The 15,605-nt window shown below is 54.4% G+C and carries 16 protein-coding genes; 15 read left to right on the forward strand and 1 reads right to left on the reverse strand.

The features are described from left to right. The first annotated feature begins 134 nt into the window (after positions 1-134). The 11 genes from JC793_RS00410 (at position 135) to trpS (ending at position 9,685) form a co-directional block, all read left to right on the forward strand. Positions 135-944, forward strand: a complete 810-nt coding sequence (locus tag JC793_RS00410; protein ID WP_218427116.1) for a hypothetical protein — start codon at positions 135-137, stop codon at positions 942-944. Continuing rightward, complete coding sequence (locus tag JC793_RS00415) at positions 941-1,501, forward strand: hypothetical protein (RefSeq protein WP_218427118.1); 561 nt, start codon at positions 941-943, stop codon at positions 1,499-1,501. Before JC793_RS00410 ends, JC793_RS00415 begins: the two co-directional genes overlap by 4 nt. Continuing rightward, positions 1,498-2,010 (forward strand): hypothetical protein, encoded by a 513-nt coding sequence (locus JC793_RS00420; RefSeq protein WP_166706784.1) that lies wholly within the window; start codon positions 1,498-1,500, stop codon positions 2,008-2,010. Before JC793_RS00415 ends, JC793_RS00420 begins: the two co-directional genes overlap by 4 nt. Next, the gene (locus JC793_RS00425; RefSeq protein WP_218427120.1) at positions 2,003-3,061 is read left to right on the forward strand and encodes a secretin N-terminal domain-containing protein; all 1,059 of its coding nucleotides are present in this window, start codon (positions 2,003-2,005) and stop codon (positions 3,059-3,061) included. The genes JC793_RS00420 and JC793_RS00425 overlap by 8 nt, the downstream gene beginning before the upstream one ends. 515 nt (positions 3,062-3,576) lie before the next feature. Beyond that, on the forward strand, positions 3,577-4,101 hold the full coding sequence (gene aroK, locus JC793_RS00430; protein WP_004237896.1) for a shikimate kinase AroK: 525 nt from the start codon (positions 3,577-3,579) through the stop codon (positions 4,099-4,101). 31 nt (positions 4,102-4,132) lie between these two features. Beyond that, on the forward strand, positions 4,133-5,215 hold the full coding sequence (gene aroB / locus JC793_RS00435) for a 3-dehydroquinate synthase (RefSeq protein ID WP_046895084.1): 1,083 nt from the start codon (positions 4,133-4,135) through the stop codon (positions 5,213-5,215). Between the two features lie 148 nt (positions 5,216-5,363). Further along, complete coding sequence (locus JC793_RS00440; RefSeq protein ID WP_166706787.1) at positions 5,364-6,317, forward strand: SPOR domain-containing protein; 954 nt, start codon at positions 5,364-5,366, stop codon at positions 6,315-6,317. Between the two features lie 87 nt (positions 6,318-6,404). Beyond that, positions 6,405-7,223: an adenine-specific DNA-methyltransferase gene (dam, locus tag JC793_RS00445; RefSeq protein ID WP_107680157.1), complete on the forward strand. Its 819-nt coding sequence runs from the start codon at positions 6,405-6,407 to the stop codon at positions 7,221-7,223. Positions 7,224-7,263: 40 nt separating this feature from the next. Next, the gene (gene rpe, locus JC793_RS00450; protein ID WP_046895082.1) at positions 7,264-7,938 is read left to right on the forward strand and encodes a ribulose-phosphate 3-epimerase; all 675 of its coding nucleotides are present in this window, start codon (positions 7,264-7,266) and stop codon (positions 7,936-7,938) included. Further along, positions 7,935-8,654 (forward strand): phosphoglycolate phosphatase, encoded by a 720-nt coding sequence (locus JC793_RS00455; protein ID WP_046895081.1) that lies wholly within the window; start codon positions 7,935-7,937, stop codon positions 8,652-8,654. Before rpe ends, JC793_RS00455 begins: the two co-directional genes overlap by 4 nt. A 2-nt stretch (positions 8,655-8,656) precedes the next feature. Continuing rightward, a complete protein-coding gene (gene trpS, locus JC793_RS00460) occupies positions 8,657-9,685 on the forward strand; it encodes a tryptophan--tRNA ligase (RefSeq protein WP_046895080.1) in 1,029 nt (342 codons plus the stop codon). 61 nt (positions 9,686-9,746) lie between these two features. On the opposite strand, the gene JC793_RS00465 is transcribed toward trpS, so the two are convergent. Continuing rightward, positions 9,747-10,592, reverse strand: a complete 846-nt coding sequence (locus JC793_RS00465) for a 4Fe-4S dicluster domain-containing protein (RefSeq protein ID WP_218427122.1) — start codon at positions 10,590-10,592, stop codon at positions 9,747-9,749. A gap of 333 nt (positions 10,593-10,925) precedes the next feature. Here JC793_RS00465 and dmsA point away from each other — a divergent pair, with 333 nt between their 5' ends. From dmsA to dmsD, 4 genes are all read left to right on the forward strand, one after another. After that, positions 10,926-13,379: a dimethylsulfoxide reductase subunit A gene (gene dmsA, locus JC793_RS00470; protein WP_218427124.1), complete on the forward strand. Its 2,454-nt coding sequence runs from the start codon at positions 10,926-10,928 to the stop codon at positions 13,377-13,379. An 11-nt stretch (positions 13,380-13,390) separates the two neighbouring features. Further along, positions 13,391-14,008, forward strand: a complete 618-nt coding sequence (locus JC793_RS00475) for a DMSO/selenate family reductase complex B subunit (RefSeq protein ID WP_046895077.1) — start codon at positions 13,391-13,393, stop codon at positions 14,006-14,008. A gap of 1 nt (position 14,009) precedes the next feature. Beyond that, positions 14,010-14,870, forward strand: coding sequence for a DmsC/YnfH family molybdoenzyme membrane anchor subunit (locus JC793_RS00480; protein ID WP_166706791.1), 861 nt, complete (start codon positions 14,010-14,012; stop codon positions 14,868-14,870). An 85-nt stretch (positions 14,871-14,955) separates the two neighbouring features. Further along, a complete protein-coding gene (gene dmsD / locus JC793_RS00485) occupies positions 14,956-15,567 on the forward strand; it encodes a Tat proofreading chaperone DmsD (RefSeq protein ID WP_218427126.1) in 612 nt (203 codons plus the stop codon). Positions 15,568-15,605: the final 38 nt, after the last annotated feature.

Here is a 15,605-nt window from a genome sequence, read left to right on the forward strand (position 1 = left end):
GCCGTGTGGTGGACAGTTTATAAACAGCGACCCTGTAGTATAAAGCTTCATACGTTTCTTGAATACGTATTTTATAACTATCGGAAAATTAAAAGAAAAGATTATTTTTTATATTAATAATTCAGGGATTATTTATGCAGATTGCTTCACGGATGGCGGGAATTTCCCTTCAGGACGGGGAATTAAGGATAGCTCTGGCGCGGCGTAAACGCCGGGGGTGGGATTTTGAGGATTTTATCACGCTGACGCTGCCGGAAGCGGAGTCAGCAGAAAACGGCGTACCCGGTTTGTCTGTGGCTGCGGCTGCGCTGGGGAAATGGCGGCGGCGTATCCGTGGGCGTCCGGTATGCCGGGCGGCGCTGCCGGTATCACTCTGTCTTCAGCAGCAGATACGCCTGCCGGAGAGCCGTGTCGCTCAATCTGCGGTGGTTCCGCTGATTGATACCTGGCTGGCGCGCACGTTTCCGGGGCGTCATCAGGATCTTATCTATGATTACCGGCTCTTTTCCGGCGATATCATCCTGACAGCGCTGCACCGCGCTGTCAGGGATCAGTGGCTGGCGCTGGCGGCAGCGCTTCGGGCGGAGCTGACGATGCTGAGTATTATTCCCTGCGCACTGCGCCGTTTCGCCCGGACCCGGGGCGTGACAGCAGAGGACTGGCTGGTTTTCCGTCAGGGTAACAGTGTCTGCTGGACTGCCGGTGAAACTCAGCCGGTACTGAGCGGACGGGTGGATCTGACACTTTCGTCGTTACCGGCAGAACTGAAAAAGCAGGGCTTTGATGATGCCCGGGCCGCACTGCGTTGTCTGCACGATCTCAGCAGCCTGCCGGAAGCATGGCAGACGGAATGCCTGTGTTATGAGAATGCAGAGACGGATGATGTGCCGCCGGGCTATGCGGCGGCGGCAGGCCTGGTGTTCTGCGGGGAGGATCGGTTATGACACTCCGGGTGAATCTGACCGCATGGCGTTCCCGGCTGAAACGGCAGATCTGCCGCGGGATAGCAGTCCGGTTTCTGGCGGCGGGCTGGGTGATGTTATCCGCGTTGCTGCCGGTTTATCTGCTGCATTCCCTTACTGTGCAGCATCTGGCGCTGTTGCTGGTGGTTTCTGATAAACGGGAAGCCCGCCTGGTGCGTCAGCGGGCTGAATTTACCCGCCTGCTTGCCGTACAGCAGCAGGCGGAGGCAGATAAACTACGGCAGCAGCAAACCGGTCGGGAAAACTGCCGTTACCGGGAGTTACTGTCTTTTTTGCAGAGGCAATTGCCGGAAGATGCCTGGCTGGCACGCTATCAGGCTGAGCGGCAACAGCATGATAAAGAAAGTACCGTACGCCATGCTCTGGCGATCAACCGCCGTCAGGTGATCGCCCCGTCCCATCCTTTATTACACCATGCACCGCCGGGGCTGATACCGCTCAGGCTGATCAGCCTGCATCATCACAAAACCGCCAATGTCCGGCAGTTCGTATTGGTGACCGGGGGGAGACTGCCATGAACCTGAATACCGTGTGGCATTTTGTGCAGTACCGGCGTGTGCAGTGGGGTGTGATTTCCGGGATCTGGTTATCGGCCGGTGTGATGTTCTGGTGTTTTTATCTGCAACCGGCGGCCGGGGAAACCGATATGCAGCTCCGGCAGCTGCAACAGCTGATCACACGGTCAGAACAGGCGGTGCCGGAAGTGATTACATTACCGGCACCGGACATTCCGCCGTTATTTACCCTGCTGCCCGAAAATGCGCTGCCGCTGCTGACCGGCTGGCAGCAGGAACCGCCGGAACAGCCGGAGCGCTGGGTACTGACCTTTGAGGCGCATTATCCGGCGCTGGCGGATCTGCTGGATACCCTCTGCGGGGAGCTGACTCAGTTACCGGTTACCAGGCTCTCGCTTCATCCGCTGACCTCCGGAACATCCGCATCGCCGCCGCTGTTACAGATGACGCTGCATCTTGCATTACCGGGTTCTGATTTACCGGACTCAGATAAGGAATGGCGCGATGATTAACAACGTAAAATCCGCTGCCGGACTGATCACCGGCTGCGCTCTGCTGTTTGCGGCAGCGGCGTGTGGCGGTCAGCATCCGAGAGATCTTTTTCAGCCGGTGATCATAAATGAAGCGCAGACCATGCTGACAGAATCTCCTGCGGTATATTCCCCGCCACTGACAGCTGAGAGCCGGCAAAGCCGCACGTTTTCCCTGCAATATGCGGATGCGGCAGAGATGCTGGTTATGCTGAAACAACATCATGCGCAATGGTTTGCCGGTAACAGGATGCCGGAAGCTGACCGGCTGACTAATTCCCTCTTTATAGAGGCAGCGCCGGACGTGCTGTCGCGGACGGAAGCCTGGCTGACTCAGATGGATCAGCCGCAGCAGCAGGTGCAGATTACGGCACATATTGTGTCCGGCTCCCGCGAGGGGCTGCATGAGCTGGGGCTTCAGTGGGGAACGGTATTGCCGTCACCGGAGTCCGGCAACCGCCTGCAACTGCATCAGGCACGGGGAAACAACACGTTTACGTTTAATATCGCCCGTCTCGGCGGGCATCTGCTGGAGATGGAACTGAGCGCACTGGAGCAGGAGCAGCAACTGGATATTATCGCCAGCCCGCGCCTGACCACAGCGCACGAGCACCCCGCCAGTATCAAGCAGGGATCGGAAATTCCTTATACCACACAAAACCATGAGTCCGGTTCACAGGTACAGTTCCGCGAGGCGGTACTGGGAATGGAGGTCACACCGCAGATCCTGAGAGATAACAAGGTGCGTCTGACCCTGCATATCAGCCGTAATGCACCCGGTGCGGCACTGATACAGAACGGCAGCGAGCAGTACGCTATCGATAAACAGGAGATCACCACACAGGTGGTTGTCCGCAGCGGGGAAACCCTGATCCTCGGCGGTATTTTTCAGCAGGATAAAGGCAGACAGGTAACCGGTGTGCCCTATTTGTCGTCGATCCCATTGATGGGAAAGCTTTTTACTCATCAATACGATAAACTCAGCCGCCGTGAATTAGTGATATTCATTACACCGCAGTTGATCGATATTTAGTAACTGTATCAATATCAGCATGTTGTATCATAATTCACGGATAATATACGCAGGATAGCGGGTTTTTTTACCGGTTCTGCGGTGTTATACATTTGACGATTGCAACGATTTAGCATACAAGAGTTAGCAAATTTAGCAGGTATGAAATCACTGCCGCCGTAAAACAGACCGTTAATTCGTTGACGGACAACGTCCTGATTTTCAGATCGCGCCTTATGTTTCTGTGCAGCTCCTGTTTGCAGGAGGATTCACGGAAATATAAGGCGCGGTTTTTCGCAGGCGTTATGATAGTATGTGCGGATGTTCAGAGGCCGGATTGCGACAGGCATCACACAGCAGCACCTGAGGTATCTTTCCGGTTTTGTGCCGGTATGGTTGCAATCGGGCGGAATGTGCGGAGATAATTTCAGGTTACTCACGCAGATTCACTCATGAGGTTTCATTTGAGGTCCCGCCGCTGATCGGGTGAGCGGGGCGGGTTATCATTAACGAATATTCTTAGTTATACCAAAAACATGGCAGAGAAACGCAATATCTTTCTTGTCGGCCCGATGGGTGCCGGCAAAAGTACTATTGGTCGTCAGCTGGCTCAGCAATTAAATATGGAATTTTTTGATTCCGACCAGGAAATTGAACGCCGCACCGGAGCCGATGTGGGCTGGGTGTTTGATGTCGAAGGTGAAGAAGGTTTTCGCCTGCGTGAAGAAAAAATCATCAATGAACTGACTGAAAAGCAGGGTATCGTCCTGGCTACCGGCGGGGGTTCCGTCAAGTCACGGGAAACCCGCAACCGCCTGTCTGCGCGGGGTGTGGTTGTGTACCTTGAGACCAATATTGAAAAACAACTGGCCCGGACACAGCGCGATAAAAAGCGTCCGTTGTTACAGGTCGATGAGCCGGTCCGGGAAGTCCTGGTCAAACTGGCCGATGAACGCAATCCGATGTATGAAGAGATCGCGGATATCACTATCCACACCGATGATCAGAGTGCAAAAGTGGTTGCAAATCAAATCATTGAACTGTTAGAAACCAACAGTTAATTTTATATTACCGGCAACATGCGGAGGTGCCATGGAAAAAGTGACTGTGACTTTGGGTGAGCGTGCTTATCCTATTTCAATTGCTCCGGGTCTCTTTTCCCTTTCCGGCACCTTTGCGCCGCTGACCGCCGGTCAGCGTGCAATGATCGTCACCAACGAAACCCTTGCCCCGCTGTACCTTCAGACACTGACCGATAACCTTGCGCACGCCGGTGTGCAGGCGGATTCCGTGATTTTGCCGGACGGCGAGCAGTACAAATCCCTGACTACCCTTGATCGTATTTTTACGGCGCTGCTGGAGCACAATCACGGGCGTGATACCACGCTGATTGCGCTGGGCGGCGGTGTTATCGGGGATCTGACCGGTTTTGCAGCGGCTTCTTATCAGCGTGGCGTCCGTTTTATTCAGGTGCCGACCACGCTTCTGTCTCAGGTGGATTCTTCTGTCGGCGGCAAAACCGGTGTGAACCATCCGCTGGGCAAAAACATGATCGGTGCCTTCTGGCAGCCGGTCAGTGTGGTGATTGACCTCGATTGCCTGAACACTCTGCCGCGCCGTGAACTGGCTTCAGGGCTGGCGGAAGTCATCAAATACGGCATTATTCTGGATCACGATTTCTTCCTCTGGCTGGAAGAGAATATCGACCGCCTGCTGGCACTTGAGCCGCAGGCGATGGCGTACTGCATCCGCCGCTGCTGTGAACTGAAAGCTCAGGTAGTGGCTGCGGATGAAAAAGAGACCAGCGGGCTGCGTGCGCTGCTGAATCTCGGCCACACATTCGGCCATGCTATCGAGGCGGAAATGGGCTACGGTGTCTGGCTGCACGGCGAGGCTGTCGCCGCAGGGATGGTAATGGCGGCACGTACCGCTGAACTGCTCGGTACCTTCCGCCCGGAAGAGACTGAGCGGGTCATTGCGCTGCTTACCCGTGCCGGACTGCCGGTGCGCGGACCGGAATCTATGCCGGCGGAAGCCTATCTGCCGCATATGATGCGGGATAAAAAAGTGCAGGGCGGTAAACTGCATCTGATTGTTCCGGAAACTATCGGCCGGTCGGTTGTCCGTGCGGATATTCCGCATGACAAGGTGCTGGCTGCCATTCAGTCCGTTTAACGGGAGACGCGCGGCAGAATGTTTTTTTATATCTGTCTCGCTGAGTGCCGGGAAAATGGTTACACTACGCATTATGACGCGCGCACCGGGCGTCAGTTCTCTTCTGTTATATCCAAAGACACAGTTTCTGCTCTGATGGGAGGGCAAAATGGACGGCTTTAAACCCGAAAAGCAAGAACCACAGATTTTCAGCCAGCCGGATGATGAATCTATCCGTCCGGACGCATCTGACAGGCCGGAGCGCCCGGAACGCCGTAATCCGCGTCCGCGCCCGCCGCAGTCACGGCCTAAGTTTGCCGTCTCCCGCCAGCAGATGATGATTGGCGTGGCGGTTGTGGTCCTGGTATTACTGATTATTGCGATAAGCTCTGCGCTGAAATCGCCGTCAGAACCGGAAGCACCGCAACAGGCACAAAACGGCGAACGCCCGATTACGCTCGGCACCGGCAGTAATGACGGGGCAACACCGTTACAGCCGTCTGAACCGGTTCCGTCACAGGGCGGGCAGACCGGCGTGAATCTTCCGGCTATCAATAACCTGCCGACACAGGCACAACAGCCGTCACAGACAGGCGGCACCGGTCAGCGCGTGGATATCCCGGGGGATATTAACGATGCCCTGAATCAGGGAAGCACACAGACCGGTATCAATAATGCAGCGCAGCAGAATATGAATAATCTGCCGCCGGTGGTTACTCCGCAGGAAGAGCCGAAGAAACCGGTACAGCAGGTGAAACCGCAGCCGGTGAAAACCACCACAGCGGCTCCGGCTAAACCGCGTGAAACCACCAAACCGGCTGCAGCCGCACCGGCAAAAAGCAGTACTGCGATCGCCAAAGCCCCTGCCGGGAGCTATACCCTGCAGCTGAGCAGTGCGAGCCGTGCGGATACGCTGAAAGCGTTTGCACAGAAGCACGGTTTATCCAACTATCAGGTTTATGAAACAACACGTAACGGAAAATCGTGGTATGTCCTGGTATACGGTAATTTCCCGACAGTCGGGGATGCAAAACGGGAAGTTGAGCGTCTGCCTGCTGAAATTCAGGGGAAAAAGCCGTGGGTCAGAAAGATGCAGCAAGTGCATCAGGACATGAAAAAATAAACACGGATTCCGTCAGGTGCTGATTTGCTGTCTGAAACAGAGCAGAATCGGCGGCTCTGGCCTTTTTGAGCAATGATTACAGACAGCATGAAGAAACAACGCGCATTTTTGAAGTGGGCCGGCGGAAAATACACTCTGGCAGATGAAATAAAACGGCATCTGCCGGAGGGTGATTGTCTTATAGAGCCCTTTGTCGGCGCGGGGTCAGTGTTTCTCAATACCGATTATCCGCGCTATGTGCTGGCGGATATCAACAGTGATCTGATCCACCTCTACACGGTGGTAAAATTGCGGACTCAGGAATTTATCGATGAGTCCCGTAAGCTGTTTACGCCGCAATTTAATGATGAATTACAATACTATGCCCTGCGGGAACAGTTTAATCAGAGCACGGATCATTTCGAGCGCAGTATTCTGTTCCTGTATCTGAACCGCCATTGTTATAACGGTTTATGCCGTTACAATTCCAAAGGCCGGTTTAATGTGCCCTTCGGGCGCTACCGCAAGCCCTATTTCCCGGAAGCCGAACTGTTATGGTTCGCGGAAAAATCCCGCAACGCCACGTTTGTCTGCCAGTCTTATGTGACCAGCATGGAAAATGCAGGCGCCGGGGATATTGTCTATTGTGATCCGCCTTATGCGCCGTTATCCGTGACGGCTAATTTTACGGCCTATCACACCAGCGGATTCGGATTACCTGAGCAGCAGAACCTGGCACAGCTTGCACAAATGCTTTCGTCGGATCGCAAAATTCCGGTTCTGATCTCGAATCATGACACCCCCCTGACCCGGGAGTGGTATCATCAGGCGCAACTGCACATTGTCAAAGTGCGCCGCACTATCAGCCGCAATACACTTAACCGCCAGAAAGTGAATGAATTACTGGCGCTTTACCGCGGACAGTAAGCCGTTGAATCCGGCGGCGTCTTATTAAGAGGAAACAGGAATGAAAGAGTTTTTGATTGCTCCGTCCATTTTATCTGCTGACTTTGCCCGTCTGGGGGAAGACACCGCGAAGGTTCTCGCCGCAGGCGGTGATGTGGTTCACTTCGACGTGATGGACAACCATTATGTCCCGAACCTGACTATCGGACCGATGGTGTGTAAAGCCCTGCGTGACTACGGTATTACCGCACCGATTGATGTGCATCTGATGGTCAAACCGGTGGACCGCATTGTGCCGGATTTTGCCAAAGCGGGCGCAACTTACATTTCATTCCACGCGGAAGCGAGCGAGCACGTTGATCGCACCATTCAGCTTATCCGCGAATGCGGCTGTAAACCGGGTCTGGTATTCAACCCGGCCACGCCGCTCAGTTACCTCGATTATGTCATTGATAAACTGGATCTGATCCTGCTGATGTCGGTAAACCCGGGCTTCGGTGGTCAGTCCTTTATTCCGGAAACACTGAAAAAAGTGGAAGAAGTCCGCCGCCGCATTGATGCCAGCGGCCGTGACATCCGTCTGGAAGTGGATGGCGGGATTAATACTGAAAATATCGCGGCAGTGGCGCAGGCCGGTGCGGATATGTTTGTGGCCGGTTCCGCGATTTTCGGCAAACCGGACTACAAAGCCGTGATTGATGATATGCGTAAAGAATTAACAAAGGTTTCAGCATGACAGAGAAAACAGCAGTACAGCAATTTACAGGGATTAAAGCCGTTGCATTTGACCTGGACGGCACACTGGTTGACAGTATTCACGGCCTGGCAGATGCCACAGACCGCGCGTTAGAGGCACTCGGCTATCAGAAAGCCGGGAAAGAGAATGTCACCGTCTGGATTGGTAACGGTGTTGATATTCTACTGGAGCGCGCACTGACGTGGGCAACCGGCTCTGCGCCGGATGCCGCGCTGCATGCGAAATGCCGTCAGTTATTTGATGAGTTTTATGCCGATGCCGTCAAAACCGGCAGCCCGCTGTTTGCACACGTGAAGCCGGTATTACAGGAACTGGCGGATGCAGGCATGGATCTGGCTATCGTCACGAACAAACCGACCCCGTTTATTGCCCCGCTGCTGAAAGAGCTGGATATTGCTGATTTCTTCTCTGTCGTTCTCGGCGGGGATGATGTGAAGAATAAAAAGCCGCATCCGGCTCCGCTCTACCTGACGCTGGGTGAGTTCGGGCTGCGTAAGGAAGAGATGCTGTTTGTCGGGGATTCCCGCAATGACATCCTGGCGGCACAGGCAGCAGAATGTCCGTGTGTCGGTCTGACCTACGGCTACAACTACGGTATTCCGATTGCAGACAGCAACCCGGATTGCGTACTGTCCGACTTTGCCGGGCTGTTACCGGCGCTCGGGCTGTCTCCGTTAACTCATCAGGAAGGATAATCATGAGCGGAACTAACACCAAAGCACATAAACCCGTTGTTTTCAGCGGCGCACAGCCTTCCGGCGAACTGACTATCGGTAACTACATGGGCGCGCTGCGTCAGTGGGTGAAAATGCAGGATGATTTTGACTGCATTTACTGCATCGTCGACCAGCATGCGATTACCGTCCGTCAGGACCCGGCAGAGCTGCGAAAACGCACTCTGGATACGCTGTCTCTCTATATGGCCTGCGGACTGGAACCGGCGAAAAACACCCTGTTTGTACAGTCCCATGTGCCGCAGCATGCACAGCTGGGCTGGGCACTGAACTGCTACACCTATTTCGGCGAACTGAGCCGTATGACGCAGTTTAAAGATAAATCCGCCCGTCATGCTGAAAACATCAACGCCGGTCTGTTTGACTATCCGGTGCTGATGGCTGCCGATATCCTGCTGTATCAGACCAATCAGGTACCGGTCGGTATCGACCAGAAACAGCATCTGGAGCTGAGCCGCGATATCGCACAGCGTTTCAATGCGATTTACGGTGATGTGTTTGTGGTGCCTGATCCGTTTATCCCGTCAGGCGGTTCCCGTGTGATGGCGTTACAGGACCCGGCGAAAAAAATGTCGAAGTCTGATGATAACCGTAACAACCTGATCGCACTGCTGGAAGACCCTAAATCGGCAGCGAAGAAAATCAAACGTGCGGTAACAGACTCCGAAGAGCCGCCTCGTGTGATTTATGATTTGGAAAATAAACCGGGTGTCTCCAACCTGCTGGATATCCTCTCCGGTGTTACCGGCAAACCGGTTTCAGCGCTGGAAGCGGAATTTGAAGGCCAGATGTACGGTCACCTGAAAGGCGCGGTCGCAGATGCCGTTTCCGGTATGCTGACAGAGTTACAGACCCGTTATCACGAAATCCGTAACGATGATGTGTTACTGAACCGGGTGATGAAAGAAGGTGCGGAGAAAGCCTCTGCCCGTGCACAGATCACGCTGGATAAAGTCCACGACGCAATTGGTTTTGTGCGCCGCCCGCTGTAACGGCAGAAATGATAAACTGAAAAAAGCGCCCCGGAATGAAGCGGCGCTTTTTTTATATCCGTTACAGCCAGCCTTTTTCTTTGCGGGAACGACATACCGGGCACAATGTCTGTCCCTGCTGCCAGCTCATAAAAGGCAGATGGCAGCTGCTGCACCGGGCATCAAAATACGCATAATGAACCGGCTGACTGTTTTTTTCTGCCTGCGGTGTGACATCAATCGCTTTCGGGAAACAGACATCGCGGCAGCTCATGCAGCCGCTGCATTTCGTTTTATCCACGGTAAACTGATTATCCGCAATCGTGATCGCACCCTCCTGACACACTGCCGCGCAGGCGGTACACAAAATACAGTTTTCTGTATCCGGGCGCACATCAAACCAGCAGTCATCCGGCCAGAGTTTTTTACGTTCATTCAGTCCGGTTATGGCGCGGCCGGTATTCAGCCCGGCACTGACGGTTTTCTGCCGGAATAAAGCAAAGCGCTTTCCGGTATCCACTTGCGGCGGCGGGATGATGGTCAGTTGCCAGACCGGCTCACCGAGCGCTTTCAGGCGCAGATTGAGCTCCGCCAGCACCGGCAGCCAGTTATCGGTTTCCGGCTCTGTTATCTGTATTCCGCGGATATGGTACTGCCGGTGCCAGACCAGCAGCTCTTCCGCACTGGCCGGTGTTTCTTTCTTTTCCACCACCAGTTGTCCGTGATTGTTATAGCTGCGTTCGCGGACAGGTATGTGTTCAATCGCATCAGACGGGCAGACAAACAGGCAGTTTCCGCACTGAAAACAGCGGTCGTTATCAATTCTGACATCAAGATAGCCGAACGTTACCGCATCTGCCGGGCAGCAGGCGGCACAGTTATCACACTGACTGTTTTTGAGTTTCTTCCTGACACAGTGATCATTCACTGTCGGTGGTATGGTTTTCCCGCCGTTTATCAGGTAGTTGAGTGCGCTGCGTCTGATAACGTTAACTCCTTTTCCCGATCATCATAGTAATCTGACTGCCATTTTCCCATGACCGGATGCTGTCTGCCCCCAACGGGATCAATAATCTGCGTTTCACAGGCTCATTTCTTGATACAAAACAACCCGGCTGAATCGTAAAACCGTAAAATAAATGCAGGTTATTGTATTTCAAATACTTTATTGCGAATGGTTACCAGTCGCGATCAGACAATAAGCCGTTAACCGGCAATAACAATAATAACGATAACAAAATCAATTAAGCGAGCAATGTATATGACAAAGATGAAAAAAACGTCGTTGTTCACCGCGCCGCTGACGCGCCGCGGGTTTGTCAAAGCCTCCGGTGCGGCGGGCGGTCTGGCGGTTGCGGCAGGCGGCCTGTCTCTTCCGTTCAGCCATGCGGCATCTGCCGCTGAGAATACCTCTGCACCTGCGGCGGCTTCTGATGAAAAAGTGGTCTGGAGTGCCTGTACGGTTAACTGCGGCAGCCGTTGCCCGTTACGGATGCATGTGGTTGATGGTGAAATCAGATATGTGGAAACCGACAATACCGGTGATGATGTCTACGAAGAGCTGCATCAGGTACGCGCCTGTCTGCGCGGCCGATCCATGCGCCGCCGGGTATATAATCCGGATCGTCTGAAATACCCGATGAAACGTGTCGGTAAACGCGGCGAAAATAAATTCGAGCGAATTACCTGGGAAGAGGCATTTGATACCATCGCAGACACGATGAAGCGCCTGATCCGCGATTACGGTAACGAATCCATTTATCTCAACTACGGTACCGGTACCCTCGGCGGTACCATGACCAAATCCTGGCCGCCGGGAGGCACGCTGATTGCCCGTCTGATGAACTGCTGCGGCGGTTATCTGAATCATTACGGTGACTACAGTACCGCACAGATTGCAGCCGGTCTGAATTACACCTACGGCGGCTGGGCGGACGGCAACAGCCCGTCAGATATTGAAAACAGCAAGCTGGTGGTTCTGTTCGGTAACAACCCGGGCGAAACCCGCATGAGCGGCGGCGGTGTGACCTATTATGTTGAGCAGGCACGCGAAAAATCAGATGCCCGTATGATTATCATCGATCCGCGCTATACCGATACCGGGGCAGGGCGTGAGGATGAATGGATACCGATCCGTCCGGGAACAGATGCCGCCCTGGTCAGCGCACTGGCGTATGTGATGATTAACGAAGATCTGGTGGATAAGCCGTTCCTCGATAAATATTGCGTCGGTTATGACGAAACCACGATGCCGGCCGGTGCACCGGCCAACGGTCACTATAAAGCGTATATTTTAGGTGAGGGGCCGGACGGTGTGGCGAAAACCCCGGAATGGGCAGCAAAAATCACCGGTATTCCTGCCGCGCGGATTGTGAAACTGGCGCGCGAAATCGGGACTGCCAAACCCGCTTACATTACCCAGGGCTGGGGTCCGCAGCGCCGTTCAAACGGTGAAACCGCATCCCGTGCCATTGCCATGCTGTCAATTCTGACCGGTAACGTGGGGATCAACGGCGGTAACACTGGTGCGCGTGAAGGCTCTTATGCCATCCCGTTTGTCCGCATGCCGACGCTGACCAACCCGGTGCAAACCAGTATCTCCATGTTTATGTGGACCGATGCCATTCTGCGCGGCGAAGAGATGACCGCCACCCGTGACGGTGTGCGCGGCAAAGACAAACTGGATGTGCCGATCAAAATGGTCTGGAACTATGCCGGTAACTGCCTGGTAAACCAGCACTCCGAAATCAACCGCACCCATGACATCCTTCAGGATGAGAGCAAGTGCGAGATGATTGTGGTGATCGATAACCACCTGACCTCTTCTGCCAAATACGCCGATATCCTGCTGCCGGACTGCACCGCCTCCGAACAGATGGATTTCTGTATGGATGCTTCCGCAGGTAACATGGGGTATGTGATTTTTGCCGATCAGGCAATCGCCCCGCGCTTTGAAAGCCGCAACATCTATGACATGACCAGTGAAATCGCCAAACGGATGGGCGTCGGTGAACAGTTTACCGAAGGCCGTACCCAGGAAGAGTGGCTGCGTCACCTGTATGAACAGTCCCGCGCCGCGTTGCCGGAACTGCCGGAGTTTGATGAATTCCGCAAACAGGGTATTTTCAAAAAACGTGACCCGCAGGGACACCATGTGGCGTACCGCGATTTCCGCGAAGATCCGCAGGCTAATCCGCTGACCACACCATCAGGTAAAATCGAGATCTATTCCGCGCAGCTGGCGGAACTCCGTGATACCTGGGAACTGAACGACGGCGATGAGATCCATCCGCTGCCGGTCTATTCCGCTGGCTTTGAGCATGCCGGTGACCCGCTTCAGGAAAAATACCCGTTACAGATGACCGGTTTCCACTACAAATCCCGGACTCACTCCACTTACGGCAACGTTGATGTACTGAAAGCCGCCTGTCCGCAGGAACTGTGGATTAACCCTGTTGATGCCGCGAAACGCGGGATTGCACACGGTGATAATGTGAAGGTCTTCAACGATCGCGGGGAAGTGCGCGTTAATGTGAAAGTCACACCGCGTATTCTGCCGGGTGTTGTCGGTCTGAGTGAAGGCGCATGGTACAGCCCGGACGGTGATCGTATCGATCACGCAGGCAGTATCAACGTGTTAACCACTCAGCGCCCGTCGCCGCTGGCGAAAGGGAATCCGTCCCATTCCAACCTGGTTGAAGTCGTTAAGGCCTGAGGAAGCGAATTATGTCAACGCAATATGGTTTCTACATTGATTCAGGTCGCTGCACCGGCTGCAAAACCTGTGAGCTGGCCTGTAAAGACTTTAAAAACTTATCTCCGGACGTGAATTTCCGCCGCATCTATGAATATGCGGGGGGCGACTGGACAGAGCAGGATGGGGTGTATCAGCAGAATGTGTTTGCTTACTACCTCTCCATCTCCTGTAACCACTGTGATGACCCTGCCTGTGCCAAAGTCTGTCCGAGCGGTGCGATGCATAAACGGGAAGACGGCTTTGTGGTGGTGAATGAGGAAGTGTGTATCGGCTGCCGCTACTGCCATATGGCGTGCCCGTATGGCGCACCGCAGTTTGATGAGGTCAAAGGCCACATGACCAAATGTGACGGCTGTTATGAGCGCGTCGCGGAAGGCAAAAAACCGATTTGTGTCGAATCCTGCCCGCTGCGGGCACTGGATATGGGACCGATTGAGGAACTGCGCGCCAAATACGGCACACTGGCGGAAATCGCGCCGCTGCCGTCTGCGGAATACACACATCCGAATATCGTTTTAAAACTGAATGCCAACAGCCGTCCTGTCGGGGATACCACAGGCCATCTGGCGAACCCGGAGGAGGTATAACATGGGATCGGGAATTCATGAATGGCCGCTGATGTTCTTTACCACCATCGGGCAGAGTGTGGCAGGGGCGTTTATTGTGATGGCGGCAGTGCTGCTGTCCGGAAAACTGTCACCGGAGATGAACCGTAAAGTGCATTACAGCATGTTCGGCCTGTGGGTGCTGATGGGCGCGGGTTTCCTGCTCTCCATGATGCACATGGGCACACCGCTGCGCGCATTTAATGCGTTTAACCGCCTCGGCAGTTCGTCGCTCAGTAATGAAATTGCGGCCGGTTCGGTCTTCTTCGCGGCAGGCGGTTTCTACTGGCTGCTGGCAGTGCTGAACAAAATGCCGGCGGCGCTTGGTAAGCTCTGGCTGCTGGTGGTCATGGTGCTGGCGGTGGTCTTTATTTACGCCATTCCGCAGGTTTACCAGATTGCCACGGTGCCGACCTGGCACACCCCGTACACGACAATCCACTTTGTGCTGACAGCGCTGCTGGGCGGACCGGTACTGGCTGCTCTGCTGCTGCGGATTGCCGGATTTGACCTGCGCTGTATCAGTTGGCTGCCGCTGGTGAGTATTATCGCGCTGGTGGCGAGTGCGGTTGCGGTGACCTCACAGGCGTTTGATCTGGCTTCTATCCGCAGCTCAGTACAGAGCGCATCCGCGCTGGTGCCGGAGTTCGGCCTGTATATGGGCTGGCGTCTGGTTCTGCTGGTTCTGGGTCTGGCCTGCTGGATCCTGCCGCTGGTGAAACGGGCGAATCCGCCGGTGATCATGATGCTGGCTGGTTTTATCCTGGTGCTGGCCGGGGAAATCATCGGCCGCGGTATTTTCTACGGGCTGCACATGACAGTGGGTATGGCCTATCTGTCCTGATACAGTCAGCGCGTATCCTGTTACTGTTTTCCGTCCGGAAATCGTGGCAGGATACGCCGGTATTTTATTGCGGGGATCCTGAGTTATGAGTGAGCAAGCAGTCAGTGATATTGCCTTAACGGCCCGTATTCTCGGCGCGGCATTTTATTATCCGCCGTCAGAAATCGCACAGATAACGGAACTGCTCTCTTCCGGTGAGTGGGTGGCGGAATGGCCGTATGGTGATGACGCACAAAAGCAGAACGCAGCGCAGAAACTGAATACCGCTGTCAGCGGGGAGGAAACATTACCGCAGGCGTATCAGCGGCTGTTTATCGGCCCGCAGGCTCTGCCCGCATCACCGTGGGGCTCTGTCTGGCTGGATAAAGAGCAGGTGCTGTTCGGGGATTCCGCAGTTGCCCTGCGTGAATGGATGCGTGCACATCAGGTGGATATTGCGTTGTCGCAGAATGAGCCGGAAGATCACATCGGTTTGTTACTGATGATGGTGGCCTGGACAGCGGAAAACCGTCCTGATGCCCTGAATTCACTGCTGGCGGAACATCTGCTGCCGTGGGCGCGCTTTTATCTGGCGCGTATGCAGGAAAGATGCGGAAGCCCGTTCTATGAAGGATTATCTGCCCTGACCGCCCTGACACTCCGCGGCTGGCAGGATGCTTTGCTGGTGATCCCGGCAGAGAAAACTATCTTCGCCTGAGGCATCACACCATCAGATCAAAAAAGCCCTCCCGGTGC

Source organism: Morganella morganii (genome assembly GCF_019242955.1).
Taxonomy (GTDB): domain Bacteria; phylum Pseudomonadota; class Gammaproteobacteria; order Enterobacterales; family Enterobacteriaceae; genus Morganella; species Morganella sibonii.

What these genes read in the sequence shown, in the direction of transcription:
- JC793_RS00410 (WP_218427116.1), top strand. Translation starts at nt 135, where the DNA reads ATGCAGATTGCTTCACGGATGGCGGGAATTTCCCTTCAGGACGGGGAA.
- JC793_RS00440 (WP_166706787.1), top strand. Translation starts at nt 5,364, where the DNA reads ATGGACGGCTTTAAACCCGAAAAGCAAGAACCACAGATTTTCAGCCAG.
- dam (WP_107680157.1), top strand. Translation starts at nt 6,405, where the DNA reads ATGAAGAAACAACGCGCATTTTTGAAGTGGGCCGGCGGAAAATACACT.
- trpS (WP_046895080.1), top strand. Translation starts at nt 8,657, where the DNA reads ATGAGCGGAACTAACACCAAAGCACATAAACCCGTTGTTTTCAGCGGC.
- JC793_RS00425 (WP_218427120.1), top strand. Translation starts at nt 2,003, where the DNA reads ATGATTAACAACGTAAAATCCGCTGCCGGACTGATCACCGGCTGCGCT.
- JC793_RS00475 (WP_046895077.1), top strand. Translation starts at nt 13,391, where the DNA reads ATGTCAACGCAATATGGTTTCTACATTGATTCAGGTCGCTGCACCGGC.
- JC793_RS00455 (WP_046895081.1), top strand. Translation starts at nt 7,935, where the DNA reads ATGACAGAGAAAACAGCAGTACAGCAATTTACAGGGATTAAAGCCGTT.
- rpe (WP_046895082.1), top strand. Translation starts at nt 7,264, where the DNA reads ATGAAAGAGTTTTTGATTGCTCCGTCCATTTTATCTGCTGACTTTGCC.
- aroK (WP_004237896.1), top strand. Translation starts at nt 3,577, where the DNA reads ATGGCAGAGAAACGCAATATCTTTCTTGTCGGCCCGATGGGTGCCGGC.
- JC793_RS00420 (WP_166706784.1), top strand. Translation starts at nt 1,498, where the DNA reads ATGAACCTGAATACCGTGTGGCATTTTGTGCAGTACCGGCGTGTGCAG.
- aroB (WP_046895084.1), top strand. Translation starts at nt 4,133, where the DNA reads ATGGAAAAAGTGACTGTGACTTTGGGTGAGCGTGCTTATCCTATTTCA.
- dmsA (WP_218427124.1), top strand. Translation starts at nt 10,926, where the DNA reads ATGACAAAGATGAAAAAAACGTCGTTGTTCACCGCGCCGCTGACGCGC.
- JC793_RS00415 (WP_218427118.1), top strand. Translation starts at nt 941, where the DNA reads ATGACACTCCGGGTGAATCTGACCGCATGGCGTTCCCGGCTGAAACGG.
- dmsD (WP_218427126.1), top strand. Translation starts at nt 14,956, where the DNA reads ATGAGTGAGCAAGCAGTCAGTGATATTGCCTTAACGGCCCGTATTCTC.
- JC793_RS00480 (WP_166706791.1), top strand. Translation starts at nt 14,010, where the DNA reads ATGGGATCGGGAATTCATGAATGGCCGCTGATGTTCTTTACCACCATC.